We start from the raw sequence: 20704 nt of genomic DNA, 5'->3' as shown, positions 1-20704 counted from the left end.
TGCGCTTGGTCGACAAGTTCAATCCAAGGTCAGCTTGTTTCATGCCCGACATGCTCGCTGGCTCGACGATTCATTGCAAGCACATCCGCTAGCTATTTGTGCAGAGCATCCTTAGGGCAAACAAACGCGCTTTTTGGTTCCTTTTTGTCGCTCGGACAAAAAGGGACTCGCCGGCTACGCCGGCGAAACAGCGGCGCCCGCCAAGCACGCCAACCCAATCCTCCCCACAGCCCCCGCAATTCGGCGAACCAAAAAAAACGGCGGCCGCCCGAGCGCGCCGCCGTTTTGCTCTCCGCCAGGCAGATCAGCCAATCCGCATGCCAGGCACCGCACCACTGTGCGGCTCCAGGATATACAGCCCCGGATTGGTCTTTTCATCGGCCGCAGAAGCCGCCAGCACCATCCCTTCGGACACGCCGAACTTCATCTTGCGTGGCGCCAGGTTGGCGACCACCACGGTCAGCTTGCCCACCAGCTGTTCCGGCGTGTAGGCCGACTGGATGCCCGAGAACACATTGCGCGTGCGGCCTTCGCCAAGGTCGAGGGTGAGTTGCAGCAGCTTGCTGGAGCCTTCCACTTTCTGGCATTCGACGATCTTCGCCACACGCAGGTCGATCTTGGCAAAGTCGTCGATGGTGATGGTGTCGGCGATCGGCTCGATCGAGGCGGCCGATGCCGCTGCGGCCGGCGCCGAGGCCTGCAGCGACTCCCGGTTGGCGGCCAGCAGCGCGTCGATCTGCTTCGCATCGACGCGGGTCATCAGGTGCTGGTACGGCTGCACCGGGCTGGAAGCCGACAATTGCTTGTCGATGGCGCGCCAGTCCAGCGGCTCGACGTTGAGGAAGCGCTCGACGCCGGCAGCCATCGAGGGCACCACGGGCTTCAGGTAGACCGTCAGCAGGCGGAAGGCTTCCAGCGACACCGAGCACGCGGCGTGCAGTGCGGCGCGCTTCGCTTCGTCCTTGGCCAGTTCCCACGGCTTTTCGGTATCGACGAACGCGTTGACGGCGTCGGTCAGTTCCATCACCAGGCGCAGCGCCTTGCTGTACTCGCGCGCTTCATACAGCTGGGCGAGCTGCGGGGCGGCCTCGCGCAGCTGCTTGAGCAGCGGGTGGGCCAGCGCGGCCTCATCGACCTTGCCATCGAAGCGCTTGACCAGGAAGCCAGCCGCGCGGCTGGCGATGTTGACGTACTTGCCGATCAGGTCGCTGTTGACCCGGGCGATGAAGTCGTCCAGGTTCAGGTCCAGGTCTTCCATGCTGGCATTCAGCTTGGCCGCGAAGTAGTAGCGCAGCCATTCCGGATTCATGCCGGTGTCGATGTAGCTCTGCGCGGTGATGAAGGTGCCGCGCGACTTGCTCATCTTGGCGCCGTCCACGGTCAGGAAGCCGTGGGCGAACACGTTGGTCGGCGTGCGGTAGCCCGAGAAGCGCAGCATGGCCGGCCAGAACAGCGTGTGGAAATACAGGATGTCCTTGCCGATGAAGTGGTATTGCTCGGCTGTGGAGTGCGGGCCGACCCAGGCGTCGAAGTCGATGCCCTTCTTCGCGGCCAGGTTCCTGAAGCTCGCGTAGTAGCCGATCGGCGCGTCCAGCCACACGTAGAAATATTTGCCTGGGGCGCCCGGAATCTCGAAACCGAAGTATGGCGCGTCGCGCGAGATGTCCCAGTCGGACAGCGTCGAGGCTTCGCCTTCGCTGCCCAGCCATTCCTGCATCTTGTTGGCGGCTTCCGGCTGGGCTAGGTCGGCCACCCACTCGCGCAGGAAGGTTTCGCAGCGCGGGTCGGACAGCTTGAAGAAGAAGTGCGTGGACGACTTGCGCACCGGCGTGGCACCGGAGACCACCGAATACGGGTTCTTCAGGTCGGTCGGCACGTACGTGGTGCCGCAGACTTCACACGAGTCGCCGTACTGGTCCTTGGCGCCGCACTTCGGGCACTCGCCCTTGATGAAGCGGTCCGGCAGGAACATGTTCTTGACCGGGTCGTAGAACTGCTCGACGTCGCGCTCGGCGATCAGGTCGTCGGCCTTCAGGGCCAGGTAGATCTTCTCGCACAACTCGCGGTTTTCTTCTGCGTCGGTGCTGTAGTAGTTGTCGAACGACACCAGGAAGCTGTCGAAGTCGCGCTTGTGTTCGGTCCAGACGCGGTCGATCAGTTCCTTGGGCGTGATGCCTTCCTTTTCGGCGCGCAGCATGACCGGGGTGCCGTGCGTGTCGTCGGCGCCGACGTAGTAGACCTCGTTGCCCATCATGCGCTGGAAGCGCACCCAGATGTCGGTCTGGATGTACTCCACCAGATGGCCGATATGGATCTGGCCGTTGGCGTAAGGCAGGGCAGATGTGACGAGGATACGACGTGCGGTCATGGAAAAGAGCCGGTGGGGGATGACGGGAAAGCAGTCGGGGCGGCAGCCGCGGCGGAGCCGGGCGCTGGCTGCGAAACGGTTATTTTAGCAAGCACGACGCGGGGCGGCCGGAATTGCGCATGACGAAACTACGGCGGACGCGAAAGAGGATTAATCGGCGCATCCTGGATCGGCGCCAAAAAAAAGCGCCGGTCAATGCCGGCGCAGCTTTCCACAACGGAAAAGGAGGAGAAATCAGGCACCGCCCGGGAGGTCAGCCACCTATCGCGAGCCAGCAACGGTGGCAAGCGGTACCTGTTTCTATGACTGGCTCACCCTTGAATTGGTTTCAAAAAAATTTCGACGCGGCGATTTTGTGCCCGGCCGGCCTCGGTGGCGTTGTCCGCCACGGGCTGGGTCTGGCCCCGGCCCTCGGCCGACAGGCGGTTGCGGGCGACGCCGCGGTCACCCAGGTAGCTGGCCACGCTCTGGGCGCGGCGCTGGGAGAGCTGCATGTTGTATTGCGGGTTGCCCGTGCTGTCGGTATGGCCGACGACGTTGGCGCTCACGTCCTGGTGCTGGCCCAGCGTCTGGGCCACCTGGTCCAGCACGGTGCGGAACGACGGCTTGATGGTGGCGCTGTCGGTGTCGAAGGTGACCTGGCTAGGGATATTGACCTTGAGCGAGCCATCCGGCTGCTCGGTGATCTGGGTGCCGGTACCGGCGGTATCCTTGTTCAGCTTGCCGCGGATGGCATTCCAGTTGTAGCCGGTGGCGCCGCCGATGGCACCGCCCACCGCCGCGCCGACCAGCGTGCCGGTGGTATTGCCGCCGATCAGGTTGCCCAGGCCGGCGCCCACAGCAGCGCCCACGCCGGTCCCGACGGCCGTGTGGGTCTGTTGTTCGGTGGCGCAGCCGGCGGCCAGGAGCGTGGCCGCTGCGAGCGAGACGGTGGCGAACTTGAATTTCATGCTTTCTCCTTCTGATGTTCCCGTAGAAGTATTTTTGCTTGTTGCAGCGTGGATGGTAACGCCGATAGTAGCGCCCTGCGCACGTGCCGCACGCCTGCGCCAAGGGGAAGGCGGGCAGGGCGGGGCCTCGTGCAGCACTGGGGCACTACAATATGGATATGGCGGCGCGCGCACAAGTGCAAGCTTGTGAGATTTGTAAATGTCTGTAATCCCACAAAGCAGGCAAGGGCTTGTGCGCCGATTCACGGTTCCGATGGCCGCTGCTTCATACTTTGATACATTGGTCCGTCCCCCACTATCCACGAACAAGCGGAGTTTGTCTTGAGCCTCAGCACTGAACAGGTCACGGAAGTCCTGCGCACGGTTATCGACCCCAACACGGGCAAGGATCTGGTGTCCACCCGTTCGGCCAGGAATATCCGGGTCGACGGCGGCGACGTGTCGCTGGAGGTGGAGCTGGGCTATCCGGGCAAGAGCCAGTTCGATCCGATTCGCAAGCTGGTCGTTGCTGCGGTGCGACAACTTGCCGGCGTGAGCAATGTGAGCGTCAGCGTCAGCATGAAGATCGTCGCCCATGCGGTGCAGCGCGGCGTCAAGCTGCTGCCGGGCGTGAAGAACGTGATTGCCGTGGCCTCGGGCAAGGGCGGTGTCGGCAAGTCCACCACGGCGGTCAACCTGGCGCTGGCGCTGTCCGCGGAAGGTGCGCGCGTGGGCATGCTCGACGCCGACATCTACGGCCCCAGCCTGCCGATGATGCTGGGCATCGACGGCCGCCCCGAATCCTCCGACGGCCAGACCATGGAGCCGCTGGAAGGCCACGGCCTGCAAGCCAACTCGATCGGTTTCCTGATCGAACAGGACAACCCGATGGTATGGCGTGGCCCGATGGTCACGTCGGCCCTGGAACAGCTGCTGCGCCAGACCAACTGGCATGACCTGGATTACCTGATCGTCGACATGCCGCCCGGAACCGGCGACGTCCAGCTCACGCTGTCGCAGAAGGTGCCCGTCACTGGCGCCGTGATTGTGACCACGCCGCAGGATATCGCGCTGCTGGACGCCAAGAAGGGCCTGAAGATGTTCGAGAAAGTGGGCATTCCCATCCTGGGCATCGTCGAGAACATGGCGGTGTACTGCTGCCCGAACTGCGGCCACGTCGAGCATATCTTCGGCCATGGCGGCGGCGAGAAGATGTGCGCCGACTACGGCGTCGAACTGCTGGGCAGCCTGCCGCTGAACCTGTCCATCCGCGAGCAGGCGGATTCCGGCCGCCCCACGGTGGTGTCTGACCCGGACAGCCCGGTGGCGGACCTGTACCGCGGCATCGCGCGCAAGGTGGCCATCAAGGTGGCCGACAAGGCGCGCGACATGACCAGCAAGTTCCCCAGCATCGTCGTGCAGAACACCTGAGGCCATCGCCATGGACACGCCCGCGCCGCAAGCCCGCCCCGCCGTCACGATGGCGGTGGTCATGCGCAAGGTGGCGCTGGCGAACCGCTGGCAGCCCTGGAAATGGGAGCTCGAGGCGGTCTGGCCGGACCTGGGCGAGTTCGGCGCCGGGCCCATGTGCCTGGAACAGGACGAGCATGGCGCGCGCTGGCTCTATCCGGGCTTCGAGGTTGTGCTGTTCCATGACCAAGGCGAAGGCTACTACCTCAATCTCACGTCGACACAGCCTTGCTGGTTCGTGCACTGGCGCATGCAGGAAGACGTTCCTGCGGACGAGGCGCGGCCGGTGCCCGTCACTGTCTCGCTGTCGTACAACGAAGCGGGGCGCTGGCTCGATGCCGGCGAAACCGTGGAGAACGTGCCGCTTGCACCCGACCAGCGCGACTGGCTGCAGGCCTACGTCGACCAGAACTATCGTCCTGAACCCAAGCAGCGCCGCCGGCCCGAGTCGTTCAAGGCGCCGCAGGACCGCGCGCGTTACTGACGGCTGCCGGCCATGAGCGAATCGTCCTTCCTGTCGCGCTGGTCGCGCCGCAAGGCGGCGGTTCGGGAGGGCGTTGCCGTACCGGAAGAGCCACCCGCATCCGAACCGGGGCCGCCCGCACAGTTACCGGCAGATGCCGCGCAACAACCGGAGGCGCGGCTGGCTGCCACGGAGGTGCCAGTCGACCTTCCCACCATGGCTGACGTCGCCCTGCTGCGGCCGGGCGACGACATAGCGCGCTTCGTCGCGCGGGGCGTGGACGAAGGCGTCAAGCGTGCCGCGCTCAAGACCCTGTTTGCCGACCCGCACTTCAATGTGATGGACGGGCTCGATACCTATATCGACGACTACGGCAAGCCCGACCCGATCCCGCCGGACGTGCTGCGCCGCCTGCGGCAGTCCAGGGCGCTGGGATTGTTCGACGCCGAGGAAACGCCCGAAACGACAGCGCCGCCGGAACCAGCGGCGCAGGCCGCCGCCCTGCCGGATGACAGGCGGGACGATGTCGATGGGCCCGAACTGCCCGCGCAGGCGACGGAGCCGAGCCCGGATAAACACGCGTAGCCCGCCACATACGCGAGGCCTACAATAGGACTCCCCCACAAATCCCCGGCCTGCAGACCCTCGCAAGAAGGGCGCCCGGGCCGGTCAGCCGGATTCGCCATGCCGACGCTGATCTGCAATTGCAATGACACCATGCCGCTTGACGGGGCGGCGCTGTCGCAAGCCAGTGGTGGGCCGCTGAAGGTCCACCGCCTGCTGTGCCGAAGGGAGATCGGCGATTTCACCGCCGCGCTCGACGGCACAGACGACGTGATCGTCGCCTGCACGCAGGAGCGGCACCTGTTTGCCGAGGTGGCTGCCGAGGCCGCGCAAGGCACCGGTGGCCGCGCCGTGGTGGTCGCGCCCGTGCGCTTCGTGAATATCCGCGAGACCGGAGGCTGGTCACAGGGCGCGAAGCGCGATCCGCAGACCGCCAACGCGAAGATCGCCGCGCTGCTGGCCGTGGCAGCCCTGCCCGAGCCCGATCCTGTGCCGGTGGTGGACTACTGCTCCGAAGGCGCCGTGCTGGTGATGGGCCCCGCCGACCGCGCCTTGCCCTGGGCCGAGCGGCTCGCCGCCATGTCGCTCGAAGTCACGGTCCTGCTGGCTGCCGGCACGACACCTGGTGCTCGCGTGGGATCAGGTGTCGTTCCCGCGGAGCGGGCCTACCCCGTCCACAGCGGCACGCTGCAAGCGCTGACCGGCTGGCTGGGCGCGTTTGCGGCCACCTGGGAGACCGGCGCGGGCCGCGGCAATCCCATCGATCTCGACCTCTGCACGCGGTGCAATGCCTGCATCGAAGCCTGCCCGGAACAGGCGATCGACTTCAGCTACCAGGTCGACATGGACCGTTGCCGCGCGCACCGCGATTGCGTGCGCGCCTGCGGCGCGGCGGCGGCCATCGATTTCGACCGGCCGCCGGCGACCACCGAGGCCCGCTTCGACCTGGTCTTCGATCTCAACGACGCGCCTGCCTTTACCATGCACCAGCCGCCGCAAGGCTACCTGCACGCAGGCGGGGACCCGCTGCGCCAGCAGCAACAGGCGCTGGCCCTGACGCAGTTCATCGGCGAGTTCGAAAAGCCGAAGTTCTTTCGATACAAGGAAAGCCTCTGTGCCCACGGGCGCAACCAGACCACGGGCTGCACCGCATGTATCGACATCTGCTCGACCCAGGCAATCCACTCGCAGTGGCATGACGGCAAGGGCCGCATCGAGGTCGCGCCCAATCTCTGCATGGGCTGCGGCGCGTGTACCACGGTCTGCCCGAGCGGGGCGATCAGCTACGCGTATCCGGGCCCCGAGATGCTGGGCACGCGCTTGCGCACGCTGCTGTCTGCCTACCGGTCGGCGGGCGGGCGCGACGCCGTACTGCTGCTGCACGGGGAAGCCTCCGGCACGCCGGCCATTCTGGCTCTGGGCCGCGCCGCGCGCGCCGGGCAGGCGCAAGGCGTGCCGCCGAACGTGATGCCGGTACAGGTGTTCCACCCGGCCGCCGCCGGGCTGGAACTCTGGCTTGCGGCGCTATGCTGGGGCGCTGCGCGTGTGGCGGTACTGCTGACGGGCGACGAGGCGCCGCAGTACCGCACCGCATTGGCCGAGCAGATCGATGTGGCCAGGTCGCTGCTGGCCGGGCTCGGCTACGACGGCGAAGCGGTGTCGCTGGTCGAGGCAGGCGATGCTGCGTCGCTGGACTCGGGGCTTGCCGCGCTGCGCCCGGCCCGGCAAGCATTGCCGCCGGCGCCGTTCGGTGCCGTGGCCGCCAAGCGCGAGATGCTCGAGTTCGCGCTCGATCACCTGGCGCGGCATGCGCCTGTTCCGGCGGACATCGTGCCGCTTCCGGCCACCGCGCCGATCGGTGCGGTGGCCGTGGACACGGCACGCTGCACCCTCTGCATGGCCTGCGTGGGCGCCTGCCCGACACAGGCGCTGCGCGACAACCCGGAGCGCCCGGTGCTGGGCTTCCTGGAACGCAACTGCGTCCAGTGCGGCCTGTGCGAAAAGACCTGCCCCGAAAACGCAATCACGCTCATACCGCGCCTGCTGGCCGGCGAAGCGGCGCGGCGCACTGTCACGCTCAACGAGGCGCAGCCGTTCCATTGCGTGCGCTGCGCCAAGCCGTTCGGCACGGCGCAGATGGTGGAGTCGATGCTGGTCCGCCTGGCGGGGCATCCCGCCTTTGCCGGCGCAGCCGCCGAGCGCCTGAAGATGTGCCCCGATTGCCGCGTGATCGACATGATGGAGCGCGATCCTGGTGCGGTCAGTGGTGCCACGCTCCGGTAAGCGCTTCCGGCCAGACAATAACCATCACGACATGACAGATTTCCAGCCTATCCAGCTCACGGCCGCCGCGCCCGCCGACGATGCCGAGGACATTGCCCGCGCCGACCTGTACGGTCTTCTGGCCACGCTGTTCTACCGGGCGCCGGACGCAGCGCTGCTCCATCACATCGCGGCCAACCGTGCGCGGGACGACGATGCGGACACCGTACTGGGGCGTGCATGGAACGCGTTGTGCGATGCGGCATCGAGCACCACGGAGGCCGAGGCTCATGAGGAGTACCGCGAACTGTTTCTGGGCGTGGGACGCCAGGAAGTCTTCCTGTATGGGTCCTACTATCTCACCGGCTTCCTGAACGAGCGCCCGCTGGTGGCCCTGCGTGATGACCTGGCCCGCTACGGGCTGGTGCGGCACGACGATGTCAGCGAGACCGAGGACCACGTGGCCACGCTGTGCGAGGTGATGCGGTTCCTCGTTGCAGGCGATGACATTGCCGTTTCCAACCTGGGCGAACAACAGCGCTTCTACGCGCAGCACCTGCAGCCATGGGTCGGGAAATTGTGCGACGCACTAAGTGGCCATCCGCAAGCGCGCTTCTATCGCAGCGTTGCCGGACTGATGCAGGCCTTTGCGGACGTCGAAGCTGTGGCGCTCGAAATGCATTGACATTAAATACATTGCCCGCGCAAATAGGGATTAACCCGGAATCGGCATAGTTTTTCAGCGAGGTTGCACCTAGAATATGCATAACAACGCATAACGGCTGAATCATCGGCATTCCAGTGCCGAACCGAGGAGTGCCCACATGACAGAGAAGCAACCCAGGGTCGCGCGCCGCACGTTTCTTGCGGGCGCTGGTGTGGTCGCTGCCGCCGCCGGCGCAGCGTCGTTGACCGCGCGTGGTCCGGCCACGCCAGTCCAGAGCGCCGCCATTCCCGAGCCTACCGACGTGCCGTCGGACAACAAGGGCTACCGGGTTTCCGAACACATTCGCAAGTACTACCGCACCACGCTGGTGTGAGCACGCTGGCGGGCCGGCATGTCCGGTTCTGCCAGTCCGGCATTTGCTGCTTTCCTCTGCTGAGGTGAGACATGATCTTGACCCGCAAACGCGCGGCGCAGGGCGCATCGACCCGGCTGACTGACAGCCTCGCACAGGCGAATGCGCCAGCGGGAGCCGGCCGGCTTTCCACGCGGCTTGCCGCAGGACTGGCCGGCGCCATGCCGACCATGGACCGGCGCGGCTTCCTCAAGCGTTCCGGCATCGGTGTCGGGGTCGGGTTGGCGGCTTCCCAACTGACGCTGCTCCGCAAGGCCGATGCCGCCGACGACAAGACCGTCGCTGCCGCGCAAGGCAAGGGCGGCATCGTGGTGAAGCGCACCGTGTGCGGCCACTGCTCGGTGGGTTGCGCGGTCGATGCCGTGGTGCAGAACGGCGTGTGGGTGCGGCAGGAGCCGGTGTTCGACTCGCCCCTCAACATGGGGGCGCACTGCGCCAAGGGCGCCGCGCTGCGCGAGCACGGCCATGGCGAATATCGCCTGAAGTACCCGATGAAGCTGGTCAACGGCAAATACCAGCGCATCAGCTGGGACCAGGCGCTCGACGAGATCACCGCGAAGATGAAGGAGATCCGCCAGCAGTCCGGCCCGGATTCGATGTTCTTCATCGGCTCGTCCAAGCACAGCAACGAGCAGTCTTACCTGATGCGCAAATGGGTGTCGTTCTTCGGCACCAACAACACCGATCACCAGGCGCGTATCTGCCACTCCACCACCGTGGCGGGCGTGGCAAACACCTGGGGCTACGGGGCGATGACCAACTCGTACAACGATATGCAGAACTCCAGGGCGGCTCTGTATATCGGCTCCAACGCGGCCGAGGCGCACCCCGTGTCGATGCTGCACCTGCTGCATGCCAAGGAGAATGGCTGCAAGGTGATCGTGGTGGACCCACGCTTCACGCGCACGGCCGCGAAGGCGGACCACTATGTGCGCATCCGCTCGGGCACCGACATCGCCTTCCTGTTCGGCGTGCTGTACCACGTCTTCCAGAATGGCTGGGAAGACCAGAAGTTCCTGCACGACCGTGTCTACGGCATGGACAAGGTCAAGGAAGAAATCCTGGCCAAGTGGGCGCCGGATAAAGTCGAGGAAGTCTGCGGCGTGCCCGAGGCGCAGGTGAAGATGGTGGCCGAGATCATGGCGAAGAACCGGCCCAGCACGCTGGTCTGGTGCATGGGCCAGACCCAGCACACCATCGGCAACGCCATCGTGCGCGCGTCGTGCATCGTGCAGCTCGCGCTCGGCAATATCGGCGTCGCCGGCGGCGGCGCCAACATCTTCCGCGGCCATGACAACGTGCAGGGCGCTACCGACGTGGGGCCCAATCCGGATTCGCTGCCCGGCTACTACGGCCTGGCCGCCGGTGCCTGGAAGCACTATGCGGCGGTGTGGGGCGTCGACTACGAATGGATCAAGAAGCAGTTTGTGTCACAGGCCATGATGGAAAAGTCCGGTACGACCGTGTCGCGCTGGATCGACATCGTCATGGAGAAGAACGAACTGATCGACCAGGACAACAACGTGCGCGGCGTGTTCTTCTGGGGCCATGCGCCGAATTCGCAGACGCGCGGCCTGGAAATGAAGACGGCGATGGACAAGCTGGACCTGCTGGTCGTGGTCGACCCGTATCCGTCCGCCACTGCGGCCATGGCCAATATGCCGGCGACAGACGGCGGCAAGGTCAACCCGAACCGCGCGGTCTACCTGCTGCCGGCCTGCACGCAGTTCGAGACATCGGGGTCATGCACGGCCTCGAACCGCTCGCTGCAATGGCGCGAGAAGGTCATCGAGCCGCTGTTCGAGTCGATGCCTGACCAGACCATCATGCAGGCCTTTGCGGACAAGCTCGGGTTTGGCAAGGAGCTGTCGAAGAACTACAAAATGATCGAGGTCAAGCGCGCCGGCCGTACCTGGATGGAGCCGGAGATCGAGTCGATCCTGCGTGAGATCAACCGCAGCAACTGGACCATCGGCTACACCGGCCAGTCGCCGGAACGCCTCAAGGCCCATATGCGCAATATGCAGATGTTCGACGTGAAGACGTTGCGCTGCAAGGGCGGCAAGGATGCCGAGACGGGCTATGACCTGACCGGCGACTACTTCGGCCTGCCATGGCCGTGCTACGGCACCCCGGAGCTCAAGCACCCCGGCTCGCCGAACCTGTACGACACCAGCAAGCATGTGATGGATGGCGGCGGCAACTTCCGCGCGAACTTCGGCGTGGAGCGCGACGGCGTCAACCTGCTGGCTGAGGACGGGTCGTATTCGCTCGGCGCGGAGATCACCACGGGCTATCCCGAATTTGATCACGTGCTGCTCAAGAAGCTGGGCTGGTGGGACGACCTGACGGACGACGAGAAGAAGGCCGCCGAAGGCAAGAACTGGAAGACCGACCTCTCCGGCGGCATCCAGCGCGTCGTGCTCAAGGTGCATGGCTGCCATCCGTTCGGCAACGCCAAGGCGCGTGCCGTGGTGTGGAACTTCCCGGACCCGATTCCGCAGCACCGCGAGCCGCTGTATTCCACGCGGCCCGACATGGTTGCCAAGTACCCGACCCACGACGACAAGATGGCGTTCTGGCGCCTGCCGACGCTGTACAAGACCGTGCAGCAGCGCAACATCGAGAACAAGGTCTACGAGAAGTTCCCGATCATCCTGACATCAGGCCGGCTGGTGGAGTTCGAGGGCGGCGGCGAGGAAACCCGTTCGAATCCGTGGCTGGCCGAACTGCAGCAGGAGAACTTCGTGGAGATCAACCCGCGCGCCGCATCCCAGCGCGGCATCCGCAATGGCGACTTCTGCTGGGTCAAGACGCCGACTGGCGCCAGCCTCAAGGTGCGCGCGCTCGTGACCGAACGCGTGGGACCGGACACGGCCTTCATCCCGTTCCACTTTTCGGGCTGGTGGCAGGGCAAGGACCTGAAAGAGTACTACCCGGAGGGCGCGATGCCGGTCGTGCGCGGGGAGGCGGTCAACACGGCGACCACGTACGGCTACGACTCGGTCACGATGATGCAGGAAACAAAGACCACGATTTGCCAGATCGAACGTTTTGCATAAAGGCAGGATGACATCATGGCACGCATGAAATTTATCTGTGACGCCGAGCGCTGCATCGAGTGCAACAGCTGCGTCACTGCCTGCAAGAACGAGCACGAAGTGCCGTGGGGCGTGAACCGGCGCCGCGTGGTCACCGTCAACGACGGCGTGGTTGGCGCGGAGAAGTCGATCTCCGTGGCCTGCATGCACTGCTCGGACGCCCCATGCATGGCGGTCTGCCCGGTCGACTGCTTCTACCGCACCGAGGACGGCGTGGTGCTGCACGACAAGGACGTCTGCATCGGCTGCGGCTACTGCTCATACGCGTGCCCGTTCGGCGCGCCGCAGTTCCCGTCCACGGGCACCTTCGGCGTGCGCGGCAAGATGGACAAGTGCACCTTCTGCGCGGGCGGGCCGGAGAAGAACGGTTCGGAGGCCGAGTTCGAGAAATACGGCCGCAACCGGCTGGCCGAAGGCAAGCTGCCGCTGTGCGCGGAAATGTGCTCGACCAAGGCGCTGCTGGGCGGCGACGGCGACGTGATTGCCGACATCCTGCGCAACCGCGTGATCAAGCGCGGCACGGGTGGCGATGTGTTCGGCTGGGGCACCGCATACGGGACGAAGGGTGGCGCGCAGGCGGCACCGGCTGCGCCCGCTGCCCCCGCCGGTCCGGCACCGGCAAAGGGGAACGGAGGTCAACCATCATGACGCGCATCCCGATGATCGCCATGCTGGCCGTGGCCGGCGTGCTGCTCGCGGCCTGTGGCGAAAAGGCCCAGACCGCAACCGCCTCGCACAAGAAGTCGGATGCGCCCGCCTGGCAGGGCGCGCCGGACGATCCCTTTGTCGCCAAGGGCTGGACACCCGGTGACAAGACGACCTGGCAGAACCAGATCCACCAGCGCAATCAGCTGCAGAACGAATACAACCGCACGCCATGACTGCGCAGCAGGCAGGGCGGGGCGACCCGAAGGAGCGCATATGAGGCCCACGCAGAATATGTGCCGCTGGCGTGTCTGGCTTGCCGCAGGCGCGCTGGCCATGCTGACGTTCGCAAGCGGCGGCGCTGCCGCGCAGGCGCCGGCCTCGGCGCCGCAGGCCGCTCAGCCCTCTCAGGCCCCTCAGGCCGCGCAGGCGGCGGACGCGAACAACCCGGCCACGCATCCGGTGCAGCCATTCGCCGGCATTGCGTCGGAGAACATCTTCAACATACCGCGCCGCGACATCGCCAATCAGGCCAGGTCGCAGCAGGAACGCACAGTGACCCAGCCCGGCAACAACGCGCCGGTCTGGCGCGAGGTCAATTCCGACCAGGCCCACTACAGCAGCCTGCCCGCCAAGGAAGCCGGCGTGCTGATCCAGCGTACCGGGCAGCAATGGCGCCTGTTCCGCAACGGCGTGATCACGGTATGGGGCGGCTGGCTGCTTGTCGTTGTGCCGTTGGCGATCCTTGGCTTCTTCTTCTGGCGGGGCACCATCCCGCTGCGCGAGCCGCGCACCGGGCGCATGATCGAGCGCTTCACGCCGTTCGAGCGCATCGTCCACTGGACCATGGCGATCTCGTTCGTGCTGCTGGCGGTGTCGGGCATCGTGATGCTGTTCGGCAAGCATTTCCTGCTGCCGGTGATGGGGCATACGCTGTTCGGCTGGCTGACCTACCTGCTCAAGAACATCCATAACCTGGCAGGACCGGTATTCACGCTGTCAATCATCGTCGCCTTCGTGATCTTCGTGCGCGACAACCTGCCCAGCCGGGATGACATTCACTGGATGAGCAGCCTGGGCGGACTGGCCAGCGGCAGGCACGTGCCGAGCCGACGCTTCAATGCGGGCGAGAAGATGTGGTTCTGGGGAGGGCTGGTGATCTTCGGCCTGGTGCTGTCGGCATCTGGCTGGGTGCTGGACATGATCGTGCCGGGAATGGATTACTACCGGGCCACCATGCAGATCGCCAACGTGATCCACGGCATCGCCGCCGTGCTGATGATCGCGATGTCGCTGGGCCATATCTACATGGGCACCATCGGCATGGAAGGGGCTTACCGCGCCATGCGCGACGGCTGGGTGGACGAGGCCTGGGCCAAGGAGCATCACGAGCTCTGGTATGACGACATCAAGGCCGGCAAGATCCCGGCCCAGCGCTCGGCAACGCCGGACGCCAGCGCCGCCGCCCGGCGCAGTACCGGCGAGGCCTGAGATACGGGCATTGACGCTCTTCACGGATCCTGACCATGAAACGCTTCCTGATGCTGATCGCCCTGGCCGCCGGTACCGTCGGTACCCAGGCTGCGCTCGCCAAGCTGCCGCCGCCAACCGATGCACAGAAGGCCAAGGCCGCGGAGACGAAGGCGCGCTCGGACTGGGCCGCCAAGGTCGCCGCCTTCCAGCTGTGCAAGTCGCAGGACAAGACCGCGGCCCGCTACTACAGCGACATGAAGGCGCGCGGCAATCCAACCCGCGCGCCCATGCAGACCCCCCCTTGCGCCGATCCGGGGCCGTTCATGCCGCCCGCAGCACCCGCCGCCCCGCCGGCGTCAGCGGCAGTACAATCGCCCGCAAAGGCGCCGTAACCCAGGCCCCGTCGCTTGCCAGGCGGCGTACGGGGCAAACCTGAGCAGCCCCGACTTCGCCACTCATGCCTCTGCGTCCCGAACTTACCCACGCGGCCGTTCCCCTGATCGAAGAAGTGGAAGTCGTCGACGAGCAGGGGCGCGCCCGTCCGGTGTACCTGCCCGGCGAACGCCCGCTGACGGTCTATCTCGACAAGCGCGAGCTGGTCACGCTGATGACGCTGGGCGGCGCACCCGAGCACCTGGTGCTCGGGTACCTGCGCAACCAGCGGCTGGTGGAGTCGATCGAGGACATTGCCGCCGTGCAGGTGGACTGGGAAACCGAATCCGCGGCCGTGACCACCCGAACCGGCGTCGACCGCATCGAGGAGCGTACCGCGCGCCGCGTGGTGACTACCGGTTGCGGGCAAGGCACGGTGTTCGGTTCGCTGCTCGACGAGATCGACAATATCCGGCTGCCCGTCGGGGCCACCCTGGACCAGGACACCCTGTACGGCATCATCGACACCATCCGCCTGCAGCAGTCGGTGTACAAGCAGGCCGGCTCCGTGCACGGCTGCGCGCTGTTCCGCGGCAGCGAGCTGCTGATGTTTGTGGAGGACGTGGGCCGCCACAATGCGGTGGACGCCATCGCCGGACGCATGTGGCTGGAAGACATGCGCGGAGACGACAAGGTGTTCTACACCACTGGCCGCCTGACCTCCGAAATGGTCATCAAAGGCGCGCAGATGGGGATCCCGTTCCTGCTGTCGCGCTCGGGGGTAACGCAGATGGGGTACCAGATGGCGCAGCGGGTCAACCTGGCGCTGTTCGCCAGGTGTACGGGCAAGCACTTCCTGCTATACACGGGGAAGGAGCGCTTCCAACATCGCCTGCCCGAAGAAGTTGTTGCGTAGGCATCACTTCAATTGAGCCCGGTGCTCATGCGGATTGGTTGTACAATGCGGCGCACTCCGCCTGAGCGTTTACCCCTGACCCTATGAGCATCAAATCCGACAAGTGGATCCGCCGCATGGCGGAGCAGCACGGCATGATCGAGCCGTTCGAACCCGGCCAGGTGCGGGAGTCCGACGGGCGCAAGATCGTGTCGTACGGCACGTCGAGCTACGGCTACGACATCCGCTGTGCCGACGAATTCAAGATCTTCACCAATATCAACAGCACCATCGTCGATCCGAAAAACTTCGACGAGAAGTCTTTCGTGGACTTCAAGGGTGACGTTTGCATCATCCCGCCGAACTCGTTCGCGCTGGCGCGCACGATGGAGTACTTCCGCATCCCGCGCAGCGTGCTGACCATCTGCCTGGGCAAGAGCACCTATGCGCGCTGCGGCATCATCGTCAACGTGACGCCGTTCGAGCCCGAGTGGGAAGGCTATGTGACGCTGGAGTTCTCCAACACCACGCCGCTGCCCGCCAAGATCTACGCCGGCGAAGGCTGCGCGCAGGTGCTGTTCTTCGAGAGCGACGAAGTCTGCGAGACCTCGTACGCCGACCGGGGCGGCAAGTACCAGGGCCAGCATGGTGTCACACTGCCGAAGACCTGATGGCTATACAATGCGGGCGCCGCAGACGTTCACCGATGCCTGATATTTCCAGGCGGTTGTCGTCCCCGCGCAGGCGGGGACCCAGCGACTTTTAAAGACACTGAAAGGCACTGGATTCCCGCCTGCGCGGGAATGACGTGCCGCAATTTGATCCAGGAGCCACATGTCGCCGTCGCAGGGGAACCCCTGCCGGCCATGTGGCTCAGTCCTTTATGTCCTGCTTTCCATCAAGGATGCCCGATGAAATTCCGCTTCCCCGTCATCATCATTGACGAAGACTTTCGCTCCGAGAACATCTCCGGCTCGGGTATCCGCGCGCTGGCCGAGGCGATCGAGAAAGAGGGGATGGAGGTCATGGGCCTGACCAGCTATGGCGACCTGACCTCGTTCGCGCAGCAGTCCAGCCGCGCTTCGACCTTCATCGTGTCGATCGATGACGACGAGTTCGTGACCGCCGACGACCGGCCTGAAGCGGCCGCCATCGAGAAGCTGCGGGCGTTTGTCAACGAAGTGCGCCGCCGCAACAGCGACCTGCCGATCTTCCTGTACGGCGAGACCCGCACCTCGCGCCATATCCCGAACGATATCCTGCGCGAGCTGCACGGCTTCATCCACATGTTCGAGGACACCCCCGAATTCGTGGCGCGCCACATCATCCGCGAAGCCAAGGTCTACCTGGACAGCCTGGCGCCGCCGTTCTTCAAGGCGCTGATCGACTACGCGCAGGATTCGTCGTACTCGTGGCACTGCCCGGGACACTCGGGCGGCGTGGCGTTCCTGAAGAGCCCGGTTGGCCAGGTGTTCCACCAGTTCTTCGGCGAGAACATGCTGCGCGCCGACGTCTGCAACGCGGTGGACGAACTCGGCCAGCTGCTGGACCACACCGGCCCGGTGGCGGCGTCCGAGCGCAACGCCGCGCGCATCTTCAACTCGGACCACATGTTCTTCGTGACCAACGGCACGTCCACCTCGAACAAGATGGTGTGGCACGCCAACGTGGCGCCGGGCGACATCGTGGTGGTGGACCGCAACTGCCACAAGTCGATCCTGCACGCGATCATGATGACGGGCGCGATCCCGGTGTTCCTGATGCCGACGCGCAACCACTACGGCATCATCGGCCCGATCCCGAAGAGCGAATTCGATCCGGAGACCATCCGCAAGAAGATCGCCAACCACCCGTTCGCGAGCAAGGCCAAGAACCAGAAGCCGCGCATCCTGACGATCACGCAGGGCACCTATGACGGCGTGCTGTACAACGCCGAGCAGATCAAGGAGATGCTCGCATCGGAAATCGACACGCTGCATTTCGATGAAGCGTGGCTGCCGCACGCGGCGTTCCACGACTTCTATCGCAATATGCACGCGATCGGCAAGGGTCGCCCGCGCAGCAAGGACGCGCTGGTGTTCGCCACGCAGTCCACGCACAAGCTGCTCGCGGGCCTGTCGCAGGCCTCGCAGATCCTCGTGCAGGATTCCGAGACGCGCAAGCTGGACCGCTATCGCTTTAACGAGGCGTACCTGATGCACACCTCGACCAGCCCGCAATACTCGATCATCGCCTCGTGCGACGTGGCCGCGGCGATGATGGAAGCGCCGGGCGGCACCGCGCTGGTGGAAGAGAGCATCCAGGAAGCGCTGGATTTCCGCCGCGCCATGCGCAAGGTGGAGGGCGACTTCGAGGCTGGCAACAACGGCGACTGGTGGTTCAAGGTATGGGGTCCCGATACGCTGAATGAAGAAGGCATGCCGGACCGCGAGGAATGGATGCTCAAGGCCAACGAGCGCTGGCACGGCTTCGGCGACCTGGCCGACGGCTTCAACCTGCTCGACCCGATCAAGGCCACCATCATCACCCCGGGCCTGGACGTGGACGGCGAGTTCAGCGAGCGCGGCATCCCGGCGGCCATCGTCACCAAGTACCTGGCCGAGCACGGCATCATCATCGAGAAGACGGGCTTGTACTCGTTCTTCATCATGTTCACCATCGGCATTACCAAGGGCCGCTGGAACTCGCTGGTGACCGAGTTGCAGCAGTTCAAGGACGACTACGACCAGAACCAGCCGCTGTGGCGCGTGCTGCCCGAGTTCGTCGGCAAGCATCCGCAGTACGAGCGCATGGGCCTGCGCGACCTGTGCGATGCCGTGCACAGCGTCTACAAGGCCAACGACGTGGCGCGCGTGACCACCGAGATGTATCTCTCGGACATGGAGCCGGCGATGAAGCCCTCGGACGCATGGGCCATGATGGCGCACCGCGAGATCGAGCGTGTGCCGGTGGACGAGCTCGAAGGCCGCGTCACGGCCATCCTGCTGACGCCGTACCCGCCGGGCATTCCGCTGCTGATCCCGGGCGAGCGCTTCAACCGCACCATCGTCCAGTACCTGAAGTTCGCGCGCGAGTTCAACAAGCTCTTCCCGGGTTTCGAAACCGATGTGCACGGGCTGGTGCTGGAAGAGGTGGACGGGCAGAAGGCCTACTTCGTGGATTGCGTGAAGCAGGGTAGCTGATCGTTACGCTGATGCGCTGAGGTAGCTGACATAGCCAGCAGTGCGAGTGTTGTCTCTTCTCTCCCGCAAGCGGGAGAGGGGGGCCAGGGCGGCGTTACCCCGTCCATTCCACGCGGTAATCCTCCACGTAGTCATCCACCGCCGCACCCACAGTGGGATGGAAGGCATCCTCCCCCAGCTTGTCGAATAGCTCGAAGCGCTTGAGCTTGTCCTTGACCGGATCCTTCATCTCCGCGAAGTGCAGCTCGATTCCACGCCCATCGAGCGTCTTGTCGAGCTCGCGCAGCATGTCCGCCGAGGTCACATCAACACTGGTCACCGGCTCGGCTGCTACTACTACGCGCCGCACGGCGGTGGGCGAATCGTCAACGGCCCGCAGCACGCAGTCCTGGAACAGCTCGGCATTCGCAAAGAACAGCGGCGCATCCCAGCGAAACAGCACCAGGCCCGGCACGCGGCGCGCATCGGGGTAGCGCTCGACGTCGTGATACCCGCGCACGCCGTCGGCGCGGCCCAGCACAGCGTAATGCGGGCGCCAGCCGTCCCACAGGAACTCGATCACGGCGATCACCACGGCCAGGCAGATGCCCGGCACCGCGCCGAAGACCGCAACGCCGGCAAAGCACGCCATCGACAGCCAGAACTCCCATTGCTGGATGCGGTAGATCCGCTTGAGGTCGGCAAACTCGAACAGGCCGAGGGCCGCCGCAATGACCACGGCAGCCAGCGCGCTGTTGGGCAGGTGCCGCAACAGGTCCGGCGCGAAGAGCAGCAGGGCTGCCACCGCCAGCGCGCCGACCACGCCAGTCAGCTGCGTGCGCGCGCCCGCCGCCTCGGCCACCGGCGTGCGTGACGCGCTGCTGCTGATCGGGAAGCCCTGGAACAGCCCGGCGGCAAGGTTGGCGGTGCCCAGTCCGACCATTTCCTGGTTGGGATCGACCGGGTATTTCAGGCGCGCGGCGTAAGTGCGCGAGAGCACGCTGGTATCGGCGAACGCCACCAGCGCAACGGCACACCCGCCCAGCACGATGTGGGTCAGGTCTACGCCGGTGAGCCACGGGAAGGCGAAGGCGGGCAGCCCTTGCGGCATCTTGCCAAGCACCTTCACGCCCAGTGCATCGAGGCCGAGCACGCTCACGCTCAGTGTTGCCAGCACGACCGCAATCAGCACACCGGGCACGCGCTCGAACCGCTTCAGCAGCAGGATCAGCGCCAGGCTGGCGCCGCCCACGGCCAGGCTGTACCAGTTGGCCTTGCCGTCAGCGATGGCATTGCCCAGGTTCCACAAATCCCGCAACGGCCCGGCATCTTCGATCGAAATGCCGAACAGCTTGGGTAGCTGGCTGATCAGCACGGTGAACGCGATCCCGTTCATGTAGCCATAGCGGATCGGCTTGGACAGCAGCTCGGTGATGAAACCCAGGCGCAAGAGCCCGACGACGATGCAGACCAGCCCCGATACCACTGCCATCATGCTGGCGATGGTGATGGCCCGCGCCGGGTCGCCGGCGGAAAGCTGCACCACCACGGCCAGGATCGGCGCAGCCAGCGCGGAGTCGGGTCCCAGCACCAGGATGCGGCTGGGGCCGAACAGCGCGTAGGCGAGCAAGGGGATGATGGTGGCGTACAGGCCGTAGATGCCCGGCACGCCCGATGCCTCGGCATAGGCGATGCCTACCGGCACCAGCATGGTCGTGAGCACGAGCCCGGCCGCCAGGTCGCGCGGCAGCCAGCCGGGCTGGTACGTGCGCAGCATCTGCAGGCCCGGCAGCCAGCGCAGCCAGCCGCCCGCCGTTGCCGGCGTGACGGCCTTGGAGGCCAGCGGGCTGGCGGGTTGGTCTGGCAAGTTGCCCCCTTTCGCTCGGTCGTCCCCGCTGCAGGGCGGGGATAAGCTGAGGATA

Annotated in this window: 17 protein-coding genes; 14 read left to right on the top strand and 3 right to left on the bottom strand. The window is 65.4% G+C overall.

From position 1 onward, the window contains the following. Positions 1–304 precede the first annotated feature (304 nt). Together metG and LDO29_RS15225 are read right to left on the bottom strand one after the other, a co-directional pair. Entirely contained in the window at positions 305–2368 is a 2064-nt protein-coding gene (metG, locus tag LDO29_RS15230) for a methionine--tRNA ligase (RefSeq protein WP_224080617.1), read from the bottom strand. A 311-nt stretch (positions 2369–2679) separates the two neighbouring features. Further along, complete coding sequence (locus LDO29_RS15225; protein ID WP_224080616.1) at positions 2680–3318, bottom strand: OmpA family protein; 639 nt, start codon at positions 3316–3318, stop codon at positions 2680–2682. A 321-nt stretch (positions 3319–3639) separates the two neighbouring features. On the opposite strand from LDO29_RS15225, the gene apbC reads away from it, so the two are divergent. The 14 genes from apbC (at position 3640) to LDO29_RS15155 (ending at position 18803) form a co-directional block, all read left to right on the top strand. Beyond that, the gene (gene apbC, locus LDO29_RS15220) at positions 3640–4728 is read left to right on the top strand and encodes an iron-sulfur cluster carrier protein ApbC (protein ID WP_224080615.1); all 1089 of its coding nucleotides are present in this window, start codon (positions 3640–3642) and stop codon (positions 4726–4728) included. 10 nt (positions 4729–4738) lie between these two features. Next, on the top strand, positions 4739–5251 hold the full coding sequence (locus LDO29_RS15215) for a DUF3305 domain-containing protein (RefSeq protein WP_224080614.1): 513 nt from the start codon (positions 4739–4741) through the stop codon (positions 5249–5251). A 12-nt stretch (positions 5252–5263) separates the two neighbouring features. Next, positions 5264–5815 carry a DUF3306 domain-containing protein gene (locus tag LDO29_RS15210; RefSeq protein ID WP_224080613.1) on the top strand — a complete coding sequence of 184 codons (552 nt, stop codon included), beginning with the start codon at positions 5264–5266 and terminating at the stop codon, positions 5813–5815. Between the two features lie 99 nt (positions 5816–5914). After that, a complete protein-coding gene (locus LDO29_RS15205) occupies positions 5915–8077 on the top strand; it encodes a 4Fe-4S binding protein (protein ID WP_224080612.1) in 2163 nt (720 codons plus the stop codon). A 31-nt stretch (positions 8078–8108) separates the two neighbouring features. Continuing rightward, complete coding sequence (locus tag LDO29_RS15200; RefSeq protein ID WP_224080611.1) at positions 8109–8741, top strand: TorD/DmsD family molecular chaperone; 633 nt, start codon at positions 8109–8111, stop codon at positions 8739–8741. Between the two features lie 139 nt (positions 8742–8880). Then, a complete protein-coding gene (locus tag LDO29_RS15195; protein WP_224080610.1) occupies positions 8881–9096 on the top strand; it encodes a formate dehydrogenase in 216 nt (71 codons plus the stop codon). Between the two features lie 71 nt (positions 9097–9167). Beyond that, on the top strand, positions 9168–12197 hold the full coding sequence (locus LDO29_RS15190; protein ID WP_224080609.1) for a molybdopterin-dependent oxidoreductase: 3030 nt from the start codon (positions 9168–9170) through the stop codon (positions 12195–12197). A 15-nt stretch (positions 12198–12212) separates the two neighbouring features. Continuing rightward, positions 12213–12884, top strand: a complete 672-nt coding sequence (gene fdh3B / locus LDO29_RS15185) for a formate dehydrogenase FDH3 subunit beta (RefSeq protein ID WP_224080608.1) — start codon at positions 12213–12215, stop codon at positions 12882–12884. After that, positions 12881–13117, top strand: a complete 237-nt coding sequence (locus tag LDO29_RS15180; protein WP_224080607.1) for a hypothetical protein — start codon at positions 12881–12883, stop codon at positions 13115–13117. The genes fdh3B and LDO29_RS15180 overlap by 4 nt, the downstream gene beginning before the upstream one ends. A gap of 40 nt (positions 13118–13157) precedes the next feature. Next, entirely contained in the window at positions 13158–14372 is a 1215-nt protein-coding gene (locus LDO29_RS15175) for a formate dehydrogenase subunit gamma (protein WP_224080606.1), read from the top strand. Between the two features lie 35 nt (positions 14373–14407). Beyond that, positions 14408–14746 carry a hypothetical protein gene (locus tag LDO29_RS15170; protein ID WP_224080605.1) on the top strand — a complete coding sequence of 113 codons (339 nt, stop codon included), beginning with the start codon at positions 14408–14410 and terminating at the stop codon, positions 14744–14746. 65 nt (positions 14747–14811) lie between these two features. Then, positions 14812–15642 (top strand): formate dehydrogenase accessory sulfurtransferase FdhD, encoded by an 831-nt coding sequence (locus LDO29_RS15165; RefSeq protein ID WP_224080604.1) that lies wholly within the window; start codon positions 14812–14814, stop codon positions 15640–15642. Positions 15643–15725: 83 nt separating this feature from the next. Further along, positions 15726–16292 (top strand): dCTP deaminase, encoded by a 567-nt coding sequence (gene dcd / locus LDO29_RS15160; protein ID WP_066731905.1) that lies wholly within the window; start codon positions 15726–15728, stop codon positions 16290–16292. Positions 16293–16532: 240 nt separating this feature from the next. Further along, a complete protein-coding gene (locus LDO29_RS15155) occupies positions 16533–18803 on the top strand; it encodes an arginine/lysine/ornithine decarboxylase (RefSeq protein ID WP_224080603.1) in 2271 nt (756 codons plus the stop codon). Between the two features lie 94 nt (positions 18804–18897). On the opposite strand, the gene LDO29_RS15150 is transcribed toward LDO29_RS15155, so the two are convergent. Then, positions 18898–20559 (bottom strand): SulP family inorganic anion transporter, encoded by a 1662-nt coding sequence (locus LDO29_RS15150; RefSeq protein WP_224080630.1) that lies wholly within the window; start codon positions 20557–20559, stop codon positions 18898–18900. Positions 20560–20704: the final 145 nt, after the last annotated feature.

Source organism: Cupriavidus laharis, from assembly GCF_914271435.1.
Taxonomy (GTDB): Bacteria; Pseudomonadota; Gammaproteobacteria; order Burkholderiales; family Burkholderiaceae; genus Cupriavidus; species Cupriavidus laharis.
Note: the sequence above shows the minus strand (reverse complement) of the source record. Positions and strands in the feature narration are given on the sequence as shown.

Coding starts and splice junctions, on each gene's coding strand:
- LDO29_RS15210 (WP_224080613.1), top strand. CDS start 5,264: ATGAGCGAATCGTCCTTCCTGTCGCGCTGGTCGCGCCGCAAGGCGGCG.
- LDO29_RS15150 (WP_224080630.1), bottom strand. CDS start 20,559: ATGCTGCGCACGTACCAGCCCGGCTGGCTGCCGCGCGACCTGGCGGCC.
- LDO29_RS15180 (WP_224080607.1), top strand. CDS start 12,881: ATGACGCGCATCCCGATGATCGCCATGCTGGCCGTGGCCGGCGTGCTG.
- LDO29_RS15165 (WP_224080604.1), top strand. CDS start 14,812: ATGCCTCTGCGTCCCGAACTTACCCACGCGGCCGTTCCCCTGATCGAA.
- LDO29_RS15190 (WP_224080609.1), top strand. CDS start 9,168: ATGATCTTGACCCGCAAACGCGCGGCGCAGGGCGCATCGACCCGGCTG.
- LDO29_RS15225 (WP_224080616.1), bottom strand. CDS start 3,318: ATGAAATTCAAGTTCGCCACCGTCTCGCTCGCAGCGGCCACGCTCCTG.
- LDO29_RS15170 (WP_224080605.1), top strand. CDS start 14,408: ATGAAACGCTTCCTGATGCTGATCGCCCTGGCCGCCGGTACCGTCGGT.
- LDO29_RS15215 (WP_224080614.1), top strand. CDS start 4,739: ATGGACACGCCCGCGCCGCAAGCCCGCCCCGCCGTCACGATGGCGGTG.
- LDO29_RS15195 (WP_224080610.1), top strand. CDS start 8,881: ATGACAGAGAAGCAACCCAGGGTCGCGCGCCGCACGTTTCTTGCGGGC.
- dcd (WP_066731905.1), top strand. CDS start 15,726: ATGAGCATCAAATCCGACAAGTGGATCCGCCGCATGGCGGAGCAGCAC.
- metG (WP_224080617.1), bottom strand. CDS start 2,368: ATGACCGCACGTCGTATCCTCGTCACATCTGCCCTGCCTTACGCCAAC.
- LDO29_RS15175 (WP_224080606.1), top strand. CDS start 13,158: ATGAGGCCCACGCAGAATATGTGCCGCTGGCGTGTCTGGCTTGCCGCA.
- fdh3B (WP_224080608.1), top strand. CDS start 12,213: ATGGCACGCATGAAATTTATCTGTGACGCCGAGCGCTGCATCGAGTGC.
- LDO29_RS15205 (WP_224080612.1), top strand. CDS start 5,915: ATGCCGACGCTGATCTGCAATTGCAATGACACCATGCCGCTTGACGGG.
- LDO29_RS15200 (WP_224080611.1), top strand. CDS start 8,109: ATGACAGATTTCCAGCCTATCCAGCTCACGGCCGCCGCGCCCGCCGAC.
- LDO29_RS15155 (WP_224080603.1), top strand. CDS start 16,533: ATGAAATTCCGCTTCCCCGTCATCATCATTGACGAAGACTTTCGCTCC.